The sequence below is a fragment of the Caballeronia sp. RCC_10 genome (genome assembly GCF_041360715.1).
Classification (GTDB): Bacteria; Pseudomonadota; Gammaproteobacteria; order Burkholderiales; family Burkholderiaceae; genus Caballeronia; species Caballeronia grimmiae.
In genome coordinates, this window is sequence record NZ_JBFUPT010000024.1 from 1 (window position 1) to 18,942 (window position 18,942).

General features: G+C 59.4%; 16 protein-coding genes and 4 pseudogenes. 2 read left to right on the forward strand and 18 right to left on the reverse strand.

What is annotated here, in order from left to right:
• Nucleotides 1-243 (forward strand): annotated as a pseudogene (locus AB6804_RS26370) (IS256 family transposase); the annotation flags it as partial.
• 41 nt (nucleotides 244-284) lie between these two features.
• Nucleotides 285-701, forward strand: a pseudogene (locus AB6804_RS26375) (transposase); the annotation flags it as partial.
• 70 nt (nucleotides 702-771) lie between these two features.
• Here AB6804_RS26375 and AB6804_RS26380 read toward each other — a convergent pair.
• The 18 genes and pseudogenes from AB6804_RS26380 to AB6804_RS26465 all read right to left on the reverse strand — a co-directional run.
• Nucleotides 772-1,392: pseudogene (locus tag AB6804_RS26380) on the reverse strand (transposase); the annotation flags it as partial.
• Nucleotides 1,393-1,494: 102 nt separating this feature from the next.
• The gene (tnpB, locus tag AB6804_RS26385) at nucleotides 1,495-1,839 is read right to left on the reverse strand and encodes an IS66 family insertion sequence element accessory protein TnpB (protein ID WP_370888951.1); all 345 of its coding nucleotides are present in this window, start codon (nucleotides 1,837-1,839) and stop codon (nucleotides 1,495-1,497) included.
• Nucleotides 1,836-2,261, reverse strand: a complete 426-nt coding sequence (locus AB6804_RS26390; RefSeq protein WP_370888952.1) for a transposase — start codon at nucleotides 2,259-2,261, stop codon at nucleotides 1,836-1,838. The genes tnpB (AB6804_RS26385) and AB6804_RS26390 overlap by 4 nt, the downstream gene beginning before the upstream one ends.
• Nucleotides 2,262-2,310: 49 nt before the next feature.
• Entirely contained in the window at nucleotides 2,311-2,442 is a 132-nt protein-coding gene (locus AB6804_RS26395; protein ID WP_370888987.1) for a hypothetical protein, read from the reverse strand.
• 30 nt (nucleotides 2,443-2,472) lie between these two features.
• A complete protein-coding gene (gene tnpB / locus AB6804_RS26400) occupies nucleotides 2,473-2,826 on the reverse strand; it encodes an IS66 family insertion sequence element accessory protein TnpB (protein WP_370888953.1) in 354 nt (117 codons plus the stop codon).
• On the reverse strand, nucleotides 2,814-3,233 hold the full coding sequence (locus tag AB6804_RS26405) for a transposase (protein WP_370888954.1): 420 nt from the start codon (nucleotides 3,231-3,233) through the stop codon (nucleotides 2,814-2,816). Before AB6804_RS26405 ends, tnpB (AB6804_RS26400) begins: the two co-directional genes overlap by 13 nt.
• Before the next feature lie 451 nt (nucleotides 3,234-3,684).
• Nucleotides 3,685-5,257: pseudogene (locus AB6804_RS26410) on the reverse strand (IS66 family transposase).
• An 89-nt stretch (nucleotides 5,258-5,346) separates the two neighbouring features.
• The gene (tnpB, locus tag AB6804_RS26415; protein WP_370888955.1) at nucleotides 5,347-5,700 is read right to left on the reverse strand and encodes an IS66 family insertion sequence element accessory protein TnpB; all 354 of its coding nucleotides are present in this window, start codon (nucleotides 5,698-5,700) and stop codon (nucleotides 5,347-5,349) included.
• A complete protein-coding gene (locus AB6804_RS26420) occupies nucleotides 5,700-6,167 on the reverse strand; it encodes a transposase (protein WP_370888956.1) in 468 nt (155 codons plus the stop codon). The genes tnpB (AB6804_RS26415) and AB6804_RS26420 overlap by 1 nt, the downstream gene beginning before the upstream one ends.
• 363 nt (nucleotides 6,168-6,530) lie before the next feature.
• Nucleotides 6,531-6,857 carry an IS66 family insertion sequence element accessory protein TnpB gene (gene tnpB, locus AB6804_RS26425; RefSeq protein WP_370888957.1) on the reverse strand — a complete coding sequence of 109 codons (327 nt, stop codon included), beginning with the start codon at nucleotides 6,855-6,857 and terminating at the stop codon, nucleotides 6,531-6,533.
• A gap of 36 nt (nucleotides 6,858-6,893) precedes the next feature.
• Nucleotides 6,894-7,091, reverse strand: a complete 198-nt coding sequence (locus tag AB6804_RS26430) for a transposase (RefSeq protein ID WP_370888958.1) — start codon at nucleotides 7,089-7,091, stop codon at nucleotides 6,894-6,896.
• Between the two features lie 99 nt (nucleotides 7,092-7,190).
• Nucleotides 7,191-12,638 (reverse strand): rhamnan synthesis F family protein, encoded by a 5,448-nt coding sequence (locus AB6804_RS26435; protein WP_370888959.1) that lies wholly within the window; start codon nucleotides 12,636-12,638, stop codon nucleotides 7,191-7,193.
• Nucleotides 12,639-12,686: 48 nt separating this feature from the next.
• Entirely contained in the window at nucleotides 12,687-14,039 is a 1,353-nt protein-coding gene (locus AB6804_RS26440) for an ABC transporter ATP-binding protein (RefSeq protein WP_370888960.1), read from the reverse strand.
• Nucleotides 14,014-14,832: an ABC transporter permease gene (locus AB6804_RS26445; RefSeq protein ID WP_370888961.1), complete on the reverse strand. Its 819-nt coding sequence runs from the start codon at nucleotides 14,830-14,832 to the stop codon at nucleotides 14,014-14,016. Before AB6804_RS26445 ends, AB6804_RS26440 begins: the two co-directional genes overlap by 26 nt.
• A gap of 47 nt (nucleotides 14,833-14,879) precedes the next feature.
• Nucleotides 14,880-15,818 carry an NAD-dependent epimerase/dehydratase family protein gene (locus AB6804_RS26450; RefSeq protein WP_370888962.1) on the reverse strand — a complete coding sequence of 313 codons (939 nt, stop codon included), beginning with the start codon at nucleotides 15,816-15,818 and terminating at the stop codon, nucleotides 14,880-14,882.
• A 217-nt stretch (nucleotides 15,819-16,035) separates the two neighbouring features.
• Nucleotides 16,036-17,517, reverse strand: a complete 1,482-nt coding sequence (locus tag AB6804_RS26455; protein ID WP_370888963.1) for a hypothetical protein — start codon at nucleotides 17,515-17,517, stop codon at nucleotides 16,036-16,038.
• Nucleotides 17,518-17,542: 25 nt separating this feature from the next.
• Entirely contained in the window at nucleotides 17,543-17,965 is a 423-nt protein-coding gene (locus AB6804_RS26460) for a GtrA family protein (protein ID WP_370888964.1), read from the reverse strand.
• On the reverse strand, nucleotides 17,952-18,935 hold the full coding sequence (locus AB6804_RS26465; protein ID WP_370888965.1) for a glycosyltransferase family 2 protein: 984 nt from the start codon (nucleotides 18,933-18,935) through the stop codon (nucleotides 17,952-17,954). Before AB6804_RS26465 ends, AB6804_RS26460 begins: the two co-directional genes overlap by 14 nt.
• Nucleotides 18,936-18,942 lie beyond the last annotated feature (7 nt).

Consider the following 18,942-nt stretch of genomic DNA (forward strand, 5'->3'; position numbering starts at 1 on the left):
CCGGCTACCAATCCGATTGAGTCAACCTTTGCCACCGTTCGGCATCGAACAACCCGCACGCGCAATTGCGTATCGCGCCCGACCTTTCTTGGCCTTGCATTCAAGCTAATCGAGTCGGCGGAACAATCATGGCGACGCATTCGTGCGCCAGAAAAAATCGCCTCGCTGCTCGAAGGCGTCCCATTCAAAGACGGACTACCGGTGACCGACAGCACACCGGCTCAGCAACCGCTTGCCGCCTGATCAGGCCGCGCCTTGCAAACACCACAATTGACATTAACTCGCAGCGATTGCGACGACGGTACAGTGCACGTGTGCTCGACGCCATCCACAATCTGATGCTCGAGCAATCGCCCGGTGTCCTGCCCAACAGCTTGCTCGGCAAGGCGCTGACCTACCTGCGCGAACAGTGGCCGAAGCTGATCCGATACATTGAGAACGGCGACTGGCCCATATCGAACAATCCCTGCGAAAATTCAATCCGCCCCTTCTGCGTCGGGCGCCGTGGGTGGCTGTTCTCGGACACCGTCGACGGTGCGAACGCAAGCGCCAATCTCTACGCATTGGTCGAAACTTGCAAGGCCAACAGCATCGACCCGTATCGTTACCTCACCTGGCTGTTCCACCGGCTACCTCTGGCAAAGACCGTCGACGACTACGACGCGCTGCTTCCCTGGAAGATCCCTGCGGACCTTCGCTAACCCAGCGCCGCGTGTACACATGCTGCACGCCGCACATCCCCCTCTGAGGGGCGTCGGTCGTGGATCGCATACGTCCGACCCAGCGTGCCATGGTGGCCCGATCGAGACGTACGCCGTCGCGCGCCGCGATCTCGGACTGCCGATATAGAGGCGTGTGGTTCGCATACTTCGCAACGATGATCTCGGCCAGCAAGCTCGGATGTGCGATGCTGCGCTCGATCGGCAGCCCTGGCATGGGAGGTTGCACGATATGGCCGCAACCGGTGCAGATCCGCTTGCGACGGATCGTGCGGATGACCTTGAACATCGCTGTGACGCGTGCGAGCTGCTCGGACACGTCCTCGCCGAGCAGTTCCATGGCGTTGTCGCACTTCGGGCAGATCGAGGCGGGCTCGAGCACGCGCTCCTCGCGCGACAGGTGGGGCGGCAAGGCTTCCTGCGGGGATGCCGCAGACACGCCTGAACTTGATGCACGAGCGCGCGCACGGCGCACATCGGCGACGCCGCTGCCCGCTGCCAGATCCTCGAGTTGGGTTTCGAGCCGATCGATCTGCCGCTCAAGTTGCTCGGATTTGCGACCGAAGTGCATACGCCTGAGCTTGTCGATCTGGGCCGTCAGTCGCTCAATCTCCTGGTCCCGTTCGACAATCTCCCGGTCGCGCTCGGCAATCTCCTGCAGCATCTTTGCCATCGACGCCTGCTGCTAGAGCACCAGGGCCTGGAGCTCGGCGACAGTGTCCGGAAGTGGCGCATGATCGGGCATGCGCTGCAGTTTACGAGTCTTCGATGCGGTTTACAACATCGACAATGCGGCCGTACGACGGGGTTGTCGCCAATCGATGCCTTCCAGCAACATCGACAGCTGTGCCGACGTGAGATAGATCTTGCCACCATCAGCCTGGGGCCAGACAAAACGCCCGCGGGAAATCCGCTTCGCCAGAAGCCATAGTCCGTCATCGGTCGCCCAGAGAATTTTTACGAGATCGCCGCGACGTCCACGAAAAATGAACACGTCGCCACCGAGCGGATTCTCTTCGAGTGTCGCTTGCACCTTCGCGGCAAGAGCCGGGAAACCACTGCGCATGTCGGTGACGCCTGCGGCGATCCAGATGCGAGTGCCTGCCGGCAAGCCGATCATCGGGATAGCTCCCGGATCAGCAGCCGGAGCATATCCGGTGACACGTTGCCGCGAAATCTCAAGCGTGCACGGTCGAACTCGATCTCGCAAAGATTCTCTGGCGACCGCTCTGTATCGACTGTCATCGGTGGCGTATGTTCTGCCGCCTCAGCGACAAGATCCACAGGCAACAGCGACGGCACCTCCGGTGCCTGCTTCGCCGTTGCGCCCTCAGGCAGCGTTGGCAATCCGTACTCTCCTGCCAGATAATGCCGTCGCCATTTGAACAACAGGTTTGCATTGATGGCGTTGTCGCGCGCGATCAACGCCACCGACGCGCCCGGCTCAAAAGATTGTTCAACCAGTTGCCGTTTGAACTCGGTCGGAAAGTTCGGCCGCTTATTTGCGCCATCTGCGGCGCGATTGCCCCACGTCTTGTCCACTTTGGTATCTACCATAATTTGGTGGATACCAAACTACCCAAAACCTCAATCAGCACGCCAGAACGGCCGCGGCGAGACGCTTACCGATCTCCCGCACCATGTTCTCGATCGACGCCTGCTGCTCGAGCACCAGAGCCTGGAGCTCCGCGACGGTGGTGGGAAGCGGCGCAGATTGGGACATGCGTCGCAGTTTACGAGCCTTCGATGTGGTTTACAACATCGACAGAGCAGCGGTGCGTTGCGGGTGTCGCCAGTCGATGCCTTCGAGGAGCATCCACAGCTGTGCGCCCGTCAGATGGATCTTTCCACGGTCGGCCTGGGGCCAGATAAACCGGCCTCGCTCCAATCGTTTTGCGAGCAGCCAGAGTCCATCGTCGGTCGCCCAAAGCAGCTTCACGAGATCGCCCCGGCGGCCGCGGAAGATGAATACGTTGCCACCCAGCGGATTCTCTTCGAGCGCTGTCTGCACTTTCGCGGCCAGCCCCTGGAAGCCGCAGCGCATATCTGTCACGCCGGCCACGAGCCAAACGCGCGTACCTGCCGGCAGCGCGATCACTTCAGGCATTCCTGCAGGAACGCTTCAGCGCGCTCGGCAGACAGGCCGCGAATCCTCACACGCCGTTTGCCGATCTCCACCTCGATTTCGCACACGGGCGCCGGCATCGGTACGCCGCTCGTCGCTTGCGACGCCATTGCCGACTCAGGCGGCCGCAGTACCAATGCCGAGTCAATCACGTCGACGCTCAGCAGCTTCGTGCTCGGCACGCTCGGCGCAGCTTCGAGTGCAGGAATGACCAGCTTGCCTTCACGGTATTGCTTGCGCCATGCGAACACCACATTGGCGTTGATGTCGTGCCGTCGCGCAACAATCGACACCGACATGCCGGGTTCCAATGTCTCCCTGATCACCTGCTGCTTAAATTCTTGCGCATACGTGCGATGGGGATGCGTACGGCCCGCTGCGTTCGACATGGCTGACTGTCTCCGTCAAGCTAAACGCGCCCATCATGCGTCGAAATATCTAGCACTGGGAAACGGTTGTGCCGAGTCGCTTACCGCGAATGAAGCAGTCGCCACGGTTCACTGGAGCGGTGGTCGGCACACGGAGCTGCGCGTCGCACGCGTGAATGTTGGTCGATATCCATCTGGACAACACTTTAGTGCTGTTGAGGTTATGCGCAAGCTTGGTGGGCAGTGGCCGGACAGGGAGCTTGCGGTGACCACGAACCGCATGCGATGCAAATCGCCAGGCGGCAAGACCTGGACCACGGTTCGTGTTATCGAAATGCGTGAACGGCTGGGCATTGCACCATTCGATCAAACGTAAGCGCTAATTTGAGCCCACCGACGCGCGCATAAATTTCGCCTAGCGCCGCAAAGCTGTTGGCGTGGAAGCGTGACGTTTGCGTGTGATTTCCTTTGCTCAGCCGGCGTCGATCGGAACCTGAGAGTGCATGAACCGAAATGGCAGTAGGTCGCTTATGTCGACGTCTTGTGCTCGTTGAGGCAGTTGGGTCAGTACGTGAAGCAGGTACGCGTATGGCTCGACGTTGCACGCGCGGCATGTAAGCACGAGGCTATAGATGACGGCACTTGCTTTTGCTCCGGCGACCGTGTCGCTGAAGAGCCAAACCTTTCTGCTGGTGGCAAACGGGCGAATGTCCCGTTCCGCGATGTTGTTGTCCACTGGGGCTTGCCCGTCGCCGACGTAACGGCTGAGATACTCCCATTGGTTAAGCGTGTAATTGATTGCATTGCCCAGCGCGCTTTCGGGTGGCACTTGAGGTGCTTGCTCATCCAGCCAAGCTTTGAATGCCTCAAGCAGCGCAACGCTGTGCTGCTGTCGCAGTCGTAAGGTATAGCTAGCACGCGTTTCCCCGCTCGGAGGTTTCTCTCGCGCGAGTGCTTCGACGCGGTAAAGTCGCTGGAAGAATTCGAGTGCTTGCTGCGCGCGTTTGCCTAATTTCTTTTGCGTCTTCAGGGCGTCTACGAATCCGCGTCTCGCATGAGCAAGGCAGCCGAAGTGGGTCACACCTTTGACTTTTCGCCAGGCGCTATACCCATCGGTCATCAGCATGCCTTTGTAGTCCGCGAGAAACGCCTGAGTGTATTGCGTGCCGCGTCCGGGTTGATAGTCGAACAACACTACAGGCTCTTCGCTATCCTGCCTGCTGCGGTACAGCCACATGTAAGACTGGCTTTGTGCCGCCTTACCCGGTTCCTTCAGCACCTGAACGGTCGTCTCGTCGCCATGAATCAGCGGCTGCGACAGCAACGTCTTGCGTAACTCCCGGTACAGGCGGTCGAGATGCAATTGCGTTGGCTTGATGACCCAGTGCCCCAGCGTGCCTCGGCCCACCGGAATGCTCGCACGCCCGAGCGCCTCTTCCATCCGATATAGCGGCGTGCCGTCGACGTACTTACCGGTTCACCGTGGCGATCATGGCCGCGCTCGCCCGACTGCCTGGCAATGGCTGGGCCGGCATCGGCGCGGTCAGAATCGGCGTACGTTCAGCGACCCGCTCGCAACGGCGACACGCATATTTGAAACGAACATGCTGTAGGACTGAAGCCTTCACTTCGATATGCAGTTGTTCGCTGATTTCCTCGCCCATACGATGCATTGGGTTGCAGCAGCAGGGGCAGATCTTCTGCTCCTCGGGCAAGTCGTACTCGATGCGCTGACGGGGAAGATCTGCAGGCAGAGGCTTGCGTCCTCGTTTGCGGCGAGCAGGCTCGGGCGCCTCCGGCAGACCTGTGTCTGGTAAGTCGAGTTCTACGTCCCCGTCAAGGTCCTCAATCGAGACCTGCTCGGCTTCGTTGAACACTCGATCCTGGAGCTTCTCACTGCTGGGCGCAAAGCGCTTGTGTTGCGCGAGCCGGAACTGTTCCTCAAGATGGCGAACGCGTTCGCCCAACTGGCGGTTGCTGGCCTCGAGCTCGCGAATGTAAGCCTGCGCGGCAGGAGGCAATTGGGAGAATTCGCGTTCGTCCATGCTACCCACATTAGCGAAATGCAACGCCCGATGGGTTTACGGAAATTTGTAACAGCTCTCGGGAACGTCGCTTGGAGAAGCGCGCCCCATCAGCTTGTATGATGGTACTGCCGGGCCGGATGACGTCGTACCGCGTCGATGTCAATGCCGTCTAAAAGCCAATGCAGTTGCTCGGTCGTCAACTCGATCACGGGCTGCTTCCGAGATGGCCACGCGAAATGGTCTGCTTCGAGGCGTTTCAACATCAGCCAGAAGCCGGAACGCTCATACAACAACAGCTTGACGCGGTTGCGCTTTCGATTATGGAACGCGAACACGGCGCGAGCGAAGGGGTCGAGTTGCATCGACTGCTCAACCAACGCAGTGAGGCTATTGATTCCCGCCCTGAAGTCAATCGGTTCGCGATGCAAATAAATGCGGAGGTCGGAATCAAGGCGGAACATCAACGCTCTCGCAGCGCGGCGATCAAGGCCGTGACGAGCGGCGCATCGTGCCGTGAGCACTCAAGTTCGACTGTTACCCCGTTCGGGAGGTGCGCTGACAGGCGCGCCGTTGGTCGCGACGCAGCCGCAGGTTGCTTGGGACTCGACGACGCCGGCAACTTCGCGAGCTCGAGGGCGGGCTGCGTAGAGCCTGGTTCGATAGCAACGACCGGGATGAAGGCCGCCGCTGACGGCTCAACCGTTTTTCGTGCTGCACGAGCAGAGTTTGCCTTCTCATGTAGCCGTATCCACTTGTGAAGCTGGTTTGCGTTTACCTGTGCCCTGAGTGCGAGTCCGGCAATTGACGCCCCCGGTCGCAAGCACGCCTGAATCAGTCGGCGCTTGCCTTCAGGGTCGTACCTTCGCTTGCCGTTGGAGCATTCTCGGATGACTCGGAGTGGCAGAAAGTCAAACTCATCTTCGCTCATGGTCTGCGTCCGCAATGTGGGTTGCGGACGCAATCGTCGCTCTTAACGCCCCTCGAAGAAAGGTGTGCCCGTTTTAGCGCTTACGATCAAACCGCGTCGCACGCGGAGACGATCAGCGTGGAAGAAGCCTCACGACGACTGGGAATCTACGGGAGCTCGATTCACCGTCTGATACGTGATGGAATACTGCCTGCGACTCAGCTCATGCCCTCGGCGCCCTGGCAGGTGCCTGTTGCCGCGCTCGATTCCGAAGCCGTCAAGGAAGGTGTACGGGCCGTCAAGGAGCGCCGGCCGCCTCACTTCAAAACTCGACAGGAAGCAGAGAAGTCACTCAAATTGCCAGGCTTCTAATCAAAGGATGCACTATGTCACGAGACTCCCACGTTTGCCCCTGAACACGAAGATGTGGCCAGAGAATGGATCCTTCGCCAGCACGGTCTGCACCTTCGCGGCCAGGCCGTCGAAGCCGCAGCGCATATACGTAAATCCGGCGGCAACCCAGATTCGCGTGTTTGCGAGCGGACAAATCATCGGATCAGGCACTGAATCACCACGCGAAGTGTGTGTCGGGATCGACGCTCCCTTCAACGTGTATCTCGCCTCGTGGCAACTGGATTCGGATCGTGCCGGGCGCCTGTGCCGGAGGCGTCGATGCAGCCGGTTCGGCCGCGCCGCTGTCGCTGGCCTCATTCACGGTGACCGGCAGCAAAGCGCATTCGCGACCGTTCACGCCAAGCGTCCATCCAGATACTGCTTGCGCCAGTCGAACAGCTGATTCGCGTTCACTTCGTGACTGCGTGCAATCTCCGCCACCGAACGTCCACTGGATAACGTCTCTTCGACGATCTGGCGTTTCTCGTCAACGGTGCGCCGGCGATACTTCCGGGAGCCTTTCACTTCGGTGAATTCAGTCACTGTGTCCATGATTCCTTGCGGACACAGTCACATTTGTGCCCCGAGAAAGCATGGCTTCGCCTTCATCAGGCGTCTATACGGTCAGGGGCGGACGGTTACGCAAGATGTCTACCTGCTGACACCGCTCACGTTGCTTGCCGCAATCCGATAGCCCTGCTTCGCCACCACAAAGGGAAGCAGCCGTTCGAGCGCGTGGAGCATCGAACCATCGTAGGGCAGAGGCTCAGCGGGATAGTCTTGCCAGCCAAGCCGCAGGTCGAACAAAGGCCTAAGCGCGTCCGTCTTGGCCCAGAACATCGTCCCGACTGGAAATGTGAAATGTCGCGGCAGCGGGTCGATATTCAGGCGTTGCGCGAGCGGCTCCGCAAACGTCCTGTTTTTTCCCCAGCCCACTTCGTGCGGATCATCCGGGAACACGAGCCCCAACGAGGCGTCGTTCGCCAACTGGCTGACGATGATATCGGCCATCTTCCTTCCGTCGCCCAGCAGATTCAGCAACAAGAAGCGGTACCAGTTCTTGCCGACGCTTTCCGTCTCGAGATCGACTGTTTTCTTGGTATGCAAGTGCCCGACGATATCGTAACCATCGGCGAACGTCTGGCCGAACTGGGTTAGAAACGGTCCGATGTCGCGGCCCTTGTTCGGTACGACACTCACCTCGGCCACACGTCCCGTATAGAGTCGCAGCGCGCTGTCGACCTGTGCGGAATCAGTTGCCTCACCAATGCTTACGAACAGATCCGGACGAAGGCCGTTTCGATTCAACGCGTTCATCATGTCCATAAGAAGGTCCGCATAGAATGCATGGACGTGGAGCGCAACACGTGTACCTTCGTGTATGGCCTTCGCAGGTTTGTGCTCGGTGATGACTTCATAGTTCCAGGGCCCGTCGGGGCAGCCTTCGCGCAGGAAGCTGGCGGTAGGATCCACGTCTTCGCGCCATGAGGAACTCTGTTCGATGTATACGCCGGGGTCGAATCCAGGCATCGCCTTACGTCGATTAACGCCAGTAGCCCAAGAGCGGACGTGCTCGAGCGCCTTGACTTCAATGGACCGATCGGCGGCGGCCGGGACGTCGAAGAAATCGGAGCGCAGGACGCCCGAAGCGACGATCGTCTCCACATCTTTCTTCTGTTGCTCGACGAGATCTACAGCCGCCGACGCAAGACGTTTAAGCTCTTCCACGTACTTCACCATGTCGAAGGTCTTGAGCGCGAGCTGTCTGCATTGCTCGCCAATCGACTTCCTCAAGGGCTTAGAACGAATCAGCTCGGCAGTATGCGCCGCCATCCGCTCAGTATCGAGATAGGGGGACAGGCACGTGTCGCCGAGGCCACCAGCCCTGAGGATGTCGGCGATGCCGGTCGCTTTGTCGAAGCACAATACCGGCAGTCCACCCGTCATGGAGTCGATCGCGACATTGGGCAACGGGTCGAGCCGCGAAGTCACGAGCAGGATATCGGCCTGCCGATAAACGGCTTCGATGCTCGGCGTCTCATCAAAAAGCGCGACATGCTTTTCTAGGCCGGAGCGCCTGATCTGCTCGACCAGATAAGCCGAATATTGCAGATCGCCCTCCGGATCGTAGCCTTTGCCGAACCACACGAAACGAAAATCCCCATCGGGATTAGCCCTGAGCACGCGCGCAGCGCAGTCGAGAAAGAGGTCCACCCCTTTGCGAAGTTGCACCGTACCCAGACCCAATATCACGACAGTGTCCGCAGTGGTGCCCGCCGGACGAAGCAGCGCATGCACTTCTTCGTCAGCATTGGCATGAGCGTGTCTGTCGCCGGCCTCATCCGCGTCAATTTCGCATCGGCCTTGCGGCAACACGTGATACGGCGCATCGGCGAGGTCCGGATGCATAGAGACCGCGTTCTCGTAGGTCACGTTCGCTGAAAACACCGATTCGCTTGCCCAGCGAAACGCTTCCGGGAAGGCCTGAAGCGGCCGCGTGTAAGCAGCAAACTCGTGAATCAGACTGACGGTCGGCACGCCATACTGCGCGAGTCCTCTGAGTACGACTGCGCTTTCGACGCTATTCGTGATCGCAAAACTGAATCTGAAGGTTTCAAGCAACTTTTCGACGACGTAGGTCCCGGCAATCTGATTTCCGCGAATCCGCGTTGGACCCACGGTAACGGCGCTGGCAGCCTGAAATGCACCCATCAGTGGCCCGTCGCCAAGCAGCAGCGACACAACGTTGAACTCCCTCAGATGCCGGATGATATTGAGACTCAGGATAGGTGCGCCCGAGCGCGAGGCCTCGTGCGTGACGACGAGCACGGTCTCACGTCCAGCAACAATGCCCGCCGGCCCTAGGTGCATGGCGACGACCGGCGGCACACCCGCTCTGCCCTCGGCCTTTCCGTGGAAAAGAAAGTGCTGATATGGATCGACTCCGGCTTCACGAATGTCCGGATACTGCAGCAGATAGAACGCCTCGTCGAAGTCCGGATTTTCGGTTGGCGCCGTCGCCAGCCTGCCTTCGTGCTTACCGTAGAGGAAGTAGTGTTCGTAGGGTTCCTCACCGGATTGGCCGACGTCCGGATACTGTCGCAGATAAAAATCCGCATCGAAGGAGTCGTCGGCGTACAGCTCGGGACGCGGCACGGTCGACAGTCTGCCCTCGTTTTTCCCGTAGAGCACGTAGTGTTCGTATGGGTCCACGCCGGACTCGCGCACGTCGGGATAGGCGCGCAGATAAAAGTCCGCATCGAAGGGTTCGTCCGAATGCAACTCGCGCTGTGGCACGCTTGGCAGTCTGCCCTCCTTTTTCCCGTAGAGCACGTAGTGCTCGTACGGGTCCGCACCGGACTCGCGCACGTCGGGGTAGGCGCGCAGATAGAAGGCGGCATCGAAGGGTTCGTCCGCATGCAACTCGCGCTGTGGCACGCTCGGCAGTCTGCCCTCCTTCTTCCCGTAGAGCACGTAGTGCTCGTACGGGTCCACGCCGGACTCGCGCACGTCGGGGTAGGCGCGTAGATAGAAGGCGGCATCGAAGGGTTCGTCCGCATGCAACTCGCGCCGTGGCACGCTCGGCAGTCTGCCCTCCTTCTTCCCGTAGAGCACGTAGTGCTCGTACGGGTCCGCACCGGACTCGCGCACGTCGGGGTAGGCGCGCAGATAGAAGGCGGCATCGAAATCGGGTGGGATCGTGGTTTTGTCTTGCGTCGTACCTGGCGATCTTCCGGTCGCCGCGTCGCCCGGCGTAGCAAGTCCATCGGCCGGTATCCGCTCTATGGGCGTTGCGCCCCAAGCCCGCCTAAGCCGCGCGACCGCTGGTCCGAGTGAATTTACGAGCGCGCGCGGAGTGACGAGCGCGGCCGAGCGATAGCCGACCTTGGCGATCTGCCTGGGCCCGAAACCCCGCGAAGCCAAGGCGTCTCGGAGCCGGAAAAGCTTCGTGTCGCGAATGCGCTGAAGCTCCTCGCCCGCGTAGCGAAGTTCTTCCACCGTCGTGCTCAACGCGTGAACTGTCTGAATCTGTTCGGTAAGCGCCGCATCGGCAGCCCTTAGCCGTTGATGGTCCGTTTCGACTTGATTTCTAAGTCGCTCAATTTCGAGATCGCGCTCGACCATCCCCTGCGCCTGCTCAACTTCGTGACCGACGAGCCGGGCGATTTCGTGGTCGCGTTCCATGACTTCCTGATCACGCTGCGCAATTTCGTGATCACAATGCGCGATCTCCTGGTCGTGTTGCGCAATGTCCTGGTCACGTTGCGCAATCTCCCGGTCACGCTGCGCAATCTCCTGGTCGCGCTGCGCAATTTGTTGAGCATAGGCGGCGTCATGGGCCACCTGCGCATTCGTCAGATTGGCGATCTGGCGATCGCGTTCTGCCAGGTCTGAGTCGCGGGCCACCATCGCCTGACTGAGGGAATGACGCGGCAGGGGCGACTCGATCCAGCGGCGGATGAAATCCGACAACGCCATGCCTGTCACCTGACTCTGCGCGACGGACTCGAGTTCGATGAACGTCTCGTAGCGCTCGTCCGTCAACGGATAGCCGGCCGCGTTCAAGCCGTGCCGGATCAGAGCGGCGCGCGTCGCCACGCCAACCGTCGTCTCGGTTCCAAACGCCGTCACTGCTCCGCTCATCCAGAGCAGCGTTCTGAACAGCAACCTCTGCACCGCCACATCCTCGGCGGTCGACCATTCCTTGTCGATAATGTCCGCATCGCCGTCCGCCTTGACAATGATGTTCTGCGGCAAAATATCGAAGAACATGCCGGGCAGAACCGCATCCCCCGCCAGCGACCCGGCTGCACGTCCGGCAAGCTGCTCCAGTCGGCGCACGTAATCCCTGAGAAAGGCACCGACCTCGTCGATGGACCAGGTTTCGCGCGTGACGACATGAATAAAGTCGAGGGCCAGCGACTTACCCTTCGAATAGGCGACCGCTGTCGGACAGTGAAATTCCAGGACCTTGGGCCGAGGCGCCGGGTCACGCTCGTTTCGCGGCCCGAGCGGCGTGTAGATGACTTCGACGTCCGCCCCGACAGCGCGAAACGTCGTTTCCTTGCAGTAGGGTGCTAGGCGATCAGTGCTGTAGTGGTAAGCAAGCGCGTCAGGTCCGTTGAGCGCTTCGTCGGAAGGCGACGCGATGATCAGAAACGAATTGGCGAGATCCAGTGCGATGCCATTGTCGAATACCAGCGGCCATGCAAGTTCCAGCGCAAAGTTGCAATAAGGCGGCAATTGCGGATCGCGCCTGACCGTTTGCGCGGCCAGCGCCGCGGCGTCGAAACCTTTATGCTGCATTCCTGCTTCCGAAATCATCACGACGGGAAGCTTGTAATCCGGGAACGGCGCCAAGAATTGAGACGCCCGGTAGCCAGACCTCTGCAACATCTCCGTGAGCACTTCGCGGCCGAAGGTCTGCGGCTGATCGTTGCGGTAACGCCCCTCGATACCATACATCGGCTGGCCAAGATGGTCTTCCGGTGCGCCCGCGAAATACTTGAGGCCAAGCTGATTTTCGATGGCGATGATAATCGTGCCGCTCGGTTTGAGCAGCGAGCGGATGCGCTCTAGCATTGCGCAATGCGGGTCGGCTCCGCCGGTGAACAGGTTAGCGTATTCAAGGACGCCGATCAGCGTGATAACGTCGAAGCGCTGCTCGCTGCGGAAGTCGTCGAAACGCTCCGCGATCACGGTGACATTGGACAGGTCGCGGGTGCGCTCACGCGCGATCGAAGCGCGGCGGTAGCTGCCTTCCAGCGCGTAGACATTCGCGCCGGTCTCGCCCAAGAAACGCGTGATCGCGCCGCAACCTGCACCAACCTCCAATATGTCGCCCTGCAGGAGTTCCTTGCTCGGACGCAAGATATTGGCGCGCGTGCCGGACAGGTGATAAGTGGATGGCCAGTCCGTGCAGCTGGTGCGCAGCTCGGAAGAGAGCACCGACAGGTCGGACGCCTGTTTGAGAATGCGGTGCAGGCGCTCTTCTGCCTCGTCTCCGTCGCTGTAGCTGATGCTTCCATAGTCGGGCTTGCACCACAGCTTCGCGTGTGCATCGAGCACATAGCCCGCTTGTTCAAGATACGCTGTCAATTATCAACCCTCTTTGGGGGACGCGCGGTCCCCAACCCTCAAAGCCAGTCACGATGTCTCGATCCGCTGGGTCGCCTCGTGAATGTCCAGGCTCAATCCAAGGTCAGCCATCCCGTAGAACGTATCCGTGGGCGCGATCGTGAAGTGAACCGCGTCGTAGCGGCGATCGTGCGGCACGATGGTTTCTTCGGTGCGGGATGCCACGCCGAGCGAAATGAAATAGTCTCCCGTCGCGAGCGTGCACTTGAACTTGACATGAACCACGACACCGCTTCCGGCGTCGCCGAGTCCATGAGTATGGACCTCGTCCGACAGCAGTTCGCTGTTCGTACCGGAAACCGTGACTCCTTCCCTCGTTTTGATCGTGATCCCGAAGATCGGCCGTACAACCGTTCGATTGAAGCGCACCGATGCGGACAATTGGATGGTTTGTCCCGAGATGACAATGTGCGGCTCGTGGCCGTCCGCGCGGAGGCTGAAGTCGAGAATAGATGCGGCGCCGTCGCCCCAGCGATATTCGTGATGGTTGTAACCCGTCTTAGCAGAAAACACGTCGGCCGAAAGACTGAGCGGATGGTGATCCGTCCCATGCTCCGTCGAGCCGGACACGATCAGTTCCGGTGCCGCTTCTTCCGCCGCCTTCCGGTCGGTCCCAAACAGGACATCCATGTATTTGTTCACGACATCACGCGGCTCGCCCTGCTTAATCAGATTGCCGGAATCTAGCAGAATCGCGCGCGAACAATGGTTCACAATCTGATCGCTCGAATGCGTGACCAGCAGAATGCTGGTGCCGTTGTCTTTCAATCGTTTCAGGCGGTCGAAACATTTCGCCTGAAATCGCGCATCGCCCACCGCGAGCGCCTCATCGACGATCAACACGTCCGGATCGATCTGGGATTGCACCGCAAAAGCGAGCCGCACCGCCATGCCGCTTGAATACGTCTTCACCGGCTGATCGATAAACTTCGCGATGTCGGCGAAAGCCACGATATCGTCGAAGCGATGCTCCGTTTCTTCACGCGACAACCCGAGCACGGCCGCGCTCATGTAGACGTTTTCGCGGCCCGTAAATTCCGGATTGAATCCCGAGCCCAATTCGAGGAGCGCCCCGACGCGCCCCTTTACCTCAATATCACCGGAGGTCGTCGCCAGCGTGCCGCAGATCATCTGTAACAGTGTGGATTTGCCCGATCCGTTACGTCCCACGATGCCCACGGTCTCGCCTCGCTCGACGCTGAACGAGATGTCGCGCAGCGCCCAGAATTCGCGTCCGAATTTGCGGCGACCGCGATAAACCATCTGAAGCAGACGGTCGAGCGGTTTGTCATAGATCGGAAAACACTTGCTGACGCCGCTGACCACAATGGAATATTCAGAGGACATCACTGAATCCTCCACGGGTCTTCTGGAACAACGCAAATCCGAGCCATGCAATGAAGGTGCTGACGGCCAGCATGTAACCATAGATTGCCAGGTCCGGCACCTTTCCCCACAGCAGAACATCGCGCGCCTGTTCGACCACCGTCGCCAGCGGATTGATGACAAAGAGAAACTGCAAATCGTGTGGCACTGCGGATGATGGAAAGAAAATTGGCGTAGTGAACATGAGCATGGTCGTAAGCACCCCGGTAATCTGGGCGACGTCGCGCAGATATACGCCGAGCGCCGCCAGAATCCAGGTGACGCCGATCGTCAGCAGCGTAAGCGGCACCATGATGAACGGCAATAATAGAGCCGTCGCGGGTGGCGCGCCAAACACCGCAACGTAGAACGACAGCCATACGATCAGGCTTATCAGCATCTGGAACATCGACGAAGCCACCGCGACGATCGACAAAATCTCCAGCGGGAAGACGACTTTCTTCACGAAGTTCACGTTGGAGACGATCTGCAGCGGCGCACGGTTGACGCAATCGGCAAACATGTTGAACAGCATGAGGCCGGCGAACAGCACGAGCGCAAACTCCGTCTTCGACTCGCTGCCCGCGCGCCAGCGGGCCTGGAAAACAAAGCTGAAAACGAACGTGTAGATCGCGAGCATCAGCATTGGAATAAAGAACGACCAGATGATGCCGAACGCGGAACCTCGATAGCGTGCCACCACGTCGCGAATCACCATCTGGCGGATCAGATGACGATGCCTGAAGGTCGAGCGAATCAGACCAGCAGGAGAGACTGAAAAATTCTTCATTACATTCGTTCAATTTTATGCGGCACTTGTGCGAACAACTCGGAGCTTCACGTCATGGAAGCCCAGAACAACTGACAGCCCGCGTCGAGGCTCACCTTCGGCCGCCATGCGGTTTCGTCCGTGATCCTGCCGATGTCGAGATAAATTTTGTCGACGTCGAAGAATCGACCTTCCTTGTAGGCCACGTTCGCGGTACGCCCCGTCGTCCGTTCCACGGTGCGCAACACATCCAGCAAGCTATGACCGACTCCGCTGCCGACGTTGTAGAGCCGGAAGCCGTTCCATGAGGCGGCCTCCAGCATGGCGTTGACGGTGTCGTCGACGTAAATGTAATCACGCACCACCGATCCGTCGCCCCAGATCTCGATCGGTGCCTGCTGCGCGATTTTTGCAAAAAGGGTTGGGATGAATCCCTGCACGCCAATCCGCGCATTCCCGGGACCATATGGATTCGCGACCCTCAGTACGGCGGCATTCAGGCCGTAGAGACTAGCATAGAGCCGCAGATAACCTTCGATCGCCACCTTGGTTACACCGTAAGCACAAAGCGGCTGAAGAGGATGATCCTCCGGAACTGGCACAGTGCGCGGGTTGCCATAGACTGTACCGCCAGACGACGTGAAAACAATCCGGTTCACGCCGGCAGCCCGCATGTGGTCCAGCAGGCGCAGCGTGCCGCCAGCGTTGCTCTCGAGATCGAAGAGCGCGTGGGCGTTCGAGGTTCCTGGAATCGTGGTGCTGATCAGGTGATAGACGATATCCACACCTTCGAGGGCTTCAGCCAGCCCTTCCCCGGTCGCGAAATCCCCTTTCACATATACGTAGTCGCCTTCGGCGTTCTCGTGCAACCCGCGGTCGTAAATGCGGACGTTCACGCCTCTGACACTCAATGCGCGCGCGAGGTGACGGCCCAGAAATCCGATCCCGCCGAGCACCAAGGCTGTACGCATGTCGGTCGCGAAAATGTCGTCTGTCTGGTATGCCAAAGCGTCGTTCTCCTATTGAGCGAGTGCCCGGGTGGCGGGTGCTACCGCTGCTGTGCCTCGACAATTTTGAGGCTTTCTGTATGCTGCCATCGTGCGCCACGATTCCGCGTATCGGGAAGAAACCGGCCATTGTACTAGACCATCCCTAGCGATTCGGCTGAGACCAGGCATGTTTTTTTCTCGCGATGGCTCGCGCGTCATGGGCGAACAACACGCGTCAAGGATTCGTCAGTGTCATCGACTTCTTGTTGAAGAAATCGAGGATGCCGGCAAGGAACCATGGCGTCTCGTCAGTTCTGACGTAATCGCCCGCCGGCCGCACTACCCCGCCAATAACCAGTCCCGGGGTAACTTGAGTGACCACCATGGCCGGTGCGCTCGCCAGACCCGAAGCCCATGTCTGACTGCGCGACGCTAGAAACTGGCCGTAGCGCCGGTAGTCATTCGCCAGCAGTTTGGCCGAGGTTAATGATGACACGAGCACGGCGCACAGAATCAGCGCGGAAAACCACTGCGACGTCAAGCCCCGATTTTCCTCCTCAAACTCCTGCGCCGGACGAGCGCGGCCGGCCCGGGCGAACAAAGCGGCGACCGAGCCGAGAAGCAGGATGCTCATGCACTGTCTCATCGTGTCATGCCGCTCGCAGCAGACCACGCCGAATTGATAGAACGCGCCGAACAGCGACATGAACGCGGCGGCCGCGATTGCGATGAGAAAAATGAGCAGTTGAACCGCGCCTGTGGGTTTGAGCGAACCGCGTACCGATTTGACGCCCACGTAGACTGCGGCGAAGTAACACGCCTTGGCAACTGCGCCAAGCCAGATATTGCGCGAATTCAGGGTCTGACCGTCCAGCGCGATAATCTCGATGAGGTATTGTGGTACGGCGTGCATTAGACCGATGCCGATGTGATGCGCTATGGCCGGATCGCCGAACACTTCGGCAGCCGAATTGAGCCGACCGGATTTCATCAGGACGAAAACCGCCGCCGCTACGACCAGTGGCATGAACCACGGGATCATCGCCCGAGTCAGCAGGCGGTGAATCATCGAACCGGGTTGGAGTCCGACGCCCACCAGCCGCAAGATGAAATGCATTCCGGCGAAAGCAGCGACGAACATCGCTCCGAGCTCTGACGAAGTGGCGGCGAGCACGAGCGCAGCGGCACACAACGCGCGTTGCGGCGGTGTATCGACACCTACGAGGAACAGGCCGAACAAAAGTGCGAAGACCGCCAGCGTGGGGAGATAAGCCATCGAGCCTTGCGGCCAATAGAACACCTCGGACACAGGGTGCCCCAGCAGAAACAGCGTCAGCGTGCCCATGGCGATTGCCAGCATTACCCGCTGCGCCGGCTTGCCAATGCTTCCACTCCGGACGACCGGGTAAAACGTGCCTGCGAGGAGCGTCAGCCAGAGCAGCGCAAGAACCGGCGTGATGAGCGGCCTGTTAGACTTTTCGACCACGCGCGAATAGACATAGATGAGAAACTCAGATACCGGCCGTGGGCTCCAGGTGACGAGCCGCTCGATATAAAAATGGAGACCACCCTTGCGGAACGCCGCAAAAGTGAAAAACTCGTCTTGCCAGTGGCCCGTCGGAATCAAACCTGCGAAGAGTCCCACCATTACGAGGCATGCGCCAATCGTCAGTGTGTAAAGAAAGCCGAAGCGTGGTTCCGTTCTATTGAGTGTCATGTTCTCGTTTGGGATGCTGTGTAGCTCAGGCGTCCAAGTCGGACGCGCCGCGCTCGAGCGAACCGCGAAACGACCAGCATGAATTAAGCACGAACGTGAGGAGCAGAACGAATCCGGTTGCAACCAGTTGAGCCAGCAGATAATGCAGTCCAACGTGATCCACCAGCACGGTCATCGCGCCGCCGTTTACCATCACGCCAAGTCCTGCCACTGCCAGGAAACGGGGTAGCGCCTGTCTGTGCGAAGCGCTTTGCCCGAACGTAAAGCGGTGGTTGAGCACATAGTTGACGACCGCGCCCAGCACCGCGCCCGCCATCGACGCCGTGGGCGGGGGCATGCCTGCCCAGCGAACCAACGCCACGAGCATCGCGTATTGCGCGAGCGTGCCCGCGGCGCCAACCGCGCCATAAGCTACGAAGCGACGTATCAGTCGACTAGCGTCCGCCACGTTTCACCTTCTCGCTGACGCCGTACCGCGCCTGAATAAGATAGACCGGCCGCTGCTTCGACTCAATGTAGATCCGGCCGATATATTCGCCGACCACTCCGATTCCGACCAGTTGCACCCCGCCCAGGAACAGCAGGATGGTCACGATCGATGCATAGCCGGGCACGGGATTTCCGAAGATCAATGTGCGAATCAGGACAAACACCGCGTAGGACAGAGCGACGAATGCCGTGAAAAACCCAAAGTAAGTCCATATCCGCAAGGGCAACGTGCTGAAACTCGTAACCCCTTCGAGCGCAAAGTTCCACAGCCGCCAGCCCGAGAATTTTGTCTTTCCGGCAACGCGCGCCTGCCTCGTGTATTCGACCACGGCGGTATTGAAACCCACCCAGGCGAATAATCCTTTCATGAAGCGTCGACTCTCGGTCATCCGCTTCAGCGCATCCACAACGTCGCGCGACATGAGGCGGAAGTCGCCGGCGTTCTCCGGGAGATCGATATCGGAGATTATGTTGTGAAACTTGTAGAAGAGACTGGCCGACTTGCGTTTCAGCAAAGTATCCGAACTGCGATCGACGCGTCTTGCGATAACTACGTCGAAGCCTTCACGCCATTTCGCGACCAGCCTCGGGATGACCTCGGGCGGGTCTTGCAAGTCAGCGTCGAACGGAACGACGACATCGCCCAACGCCTCGTCGATACCCGCGGTCATCGCCGCTTCCTTCCCAAAGTTTCGTGACAGATCGACGACTCGAACGCGATCATGAGCGCATGCGATATCGACCAGCCGGTCGAGCGTGTCGTCGCGGCTGCCATCATTGACGAACACCACTTCGTAATTCATGGCCGGCAGCGCCTGCAGCACCGGAATGACCTGTCGCATGAACTCGGACAGCACTTCGCGCTCGTTATAGCAGGGCACGACCAGCGAAAGCAGCGGCGGATTGTGATGAGGCAAAGACGGATTCATGAAATTC

What these genes read in the sequence shown, in the direction of transcription:
- AB6804_RS26445 (WP_370888961.1), bottom strand. Translation starts at nt 14,832, where the DNA reads ATGAAGAATTTTTCAGTCTCTCCTGCTGGTCTGATTCGCTCGACCTTC.
- AB6804_RS26405 (WP_370888954.1), bottom strand. Translation starts at nt 3,233, where the DNA reads ATGTCGAACGCAGCGGGCCGTACGCATCCCCATCGCACGTATGCGCAA.
- AB6804_RS26395 (WP_370888987.1), bottom strand. Translation starts at nt 2,442, where the DNA reads ATGTCCCAATCTGCGCCGCTTCCCACCACCGTCGCGGAGCTCCAGGCT.
- AB6804_RS26455 (WP_370888963.1), bottom strand. Translation starts at nt 17,517, where the DNA reads ATGACACTCAATAGAACGGAACCACGCTTCGGCTTTCTTTACACACTG.
- AB6804_RS26420 (WP_370888956.1), bottom strand. Translation starts at nt 6,167, where the DNA reads ATGAGCGAAGATGAGTTTGACTTTCTGCCACTCCGAGTCATCCGAGAA.
- tnpB (WP_370888957.1), bottom strand. Translation starts at nt 6,857, where the DNA reads ATGAGGCCAGCGACAGCGGCGCGGCCGAACCGGCTGCATCGACGCCTC.
- tnpB (WP_370888953.1), bottom strand. Translation starts at nt 2,826, where the DNA reads ATGCCTGAAGTGATCGCGCTGCCGGCAGGTACGCGCGTTTGGCTCGTG.
- tnpB (WP_370888955.1), bottom strand. Translation starts at nt 5,700, where the DNA reads ATGTTCCGCCTTGATTCCGACCTCCGCATTTATTTGCATCGCGAACCG.
- AB6804_RS26465 (WP_370888965.1), bottom strand. Translation starts at nt 18,935, where the DNA reads ATGAATCCGTCTTTGCCTCATCACAATCCGCCGCTGCTTTCGCTGGTC.
- tnpB (WP_370888951.1), bottom strand. Translation starts at nt 1,839, where the DNA reads ATGATCGGCTTGCCGGCAGGCACTCGCATCTGGATCGCCGCAGGCGTC.
- AB6804_RS26430 (WP_370888958.1), bottom strand. Translation starts at nt 7,091, where the DNA reads ATGGACACAGTGACTGAATTCACCGAAGTGAAAGGCTCCCGGAAGTAT.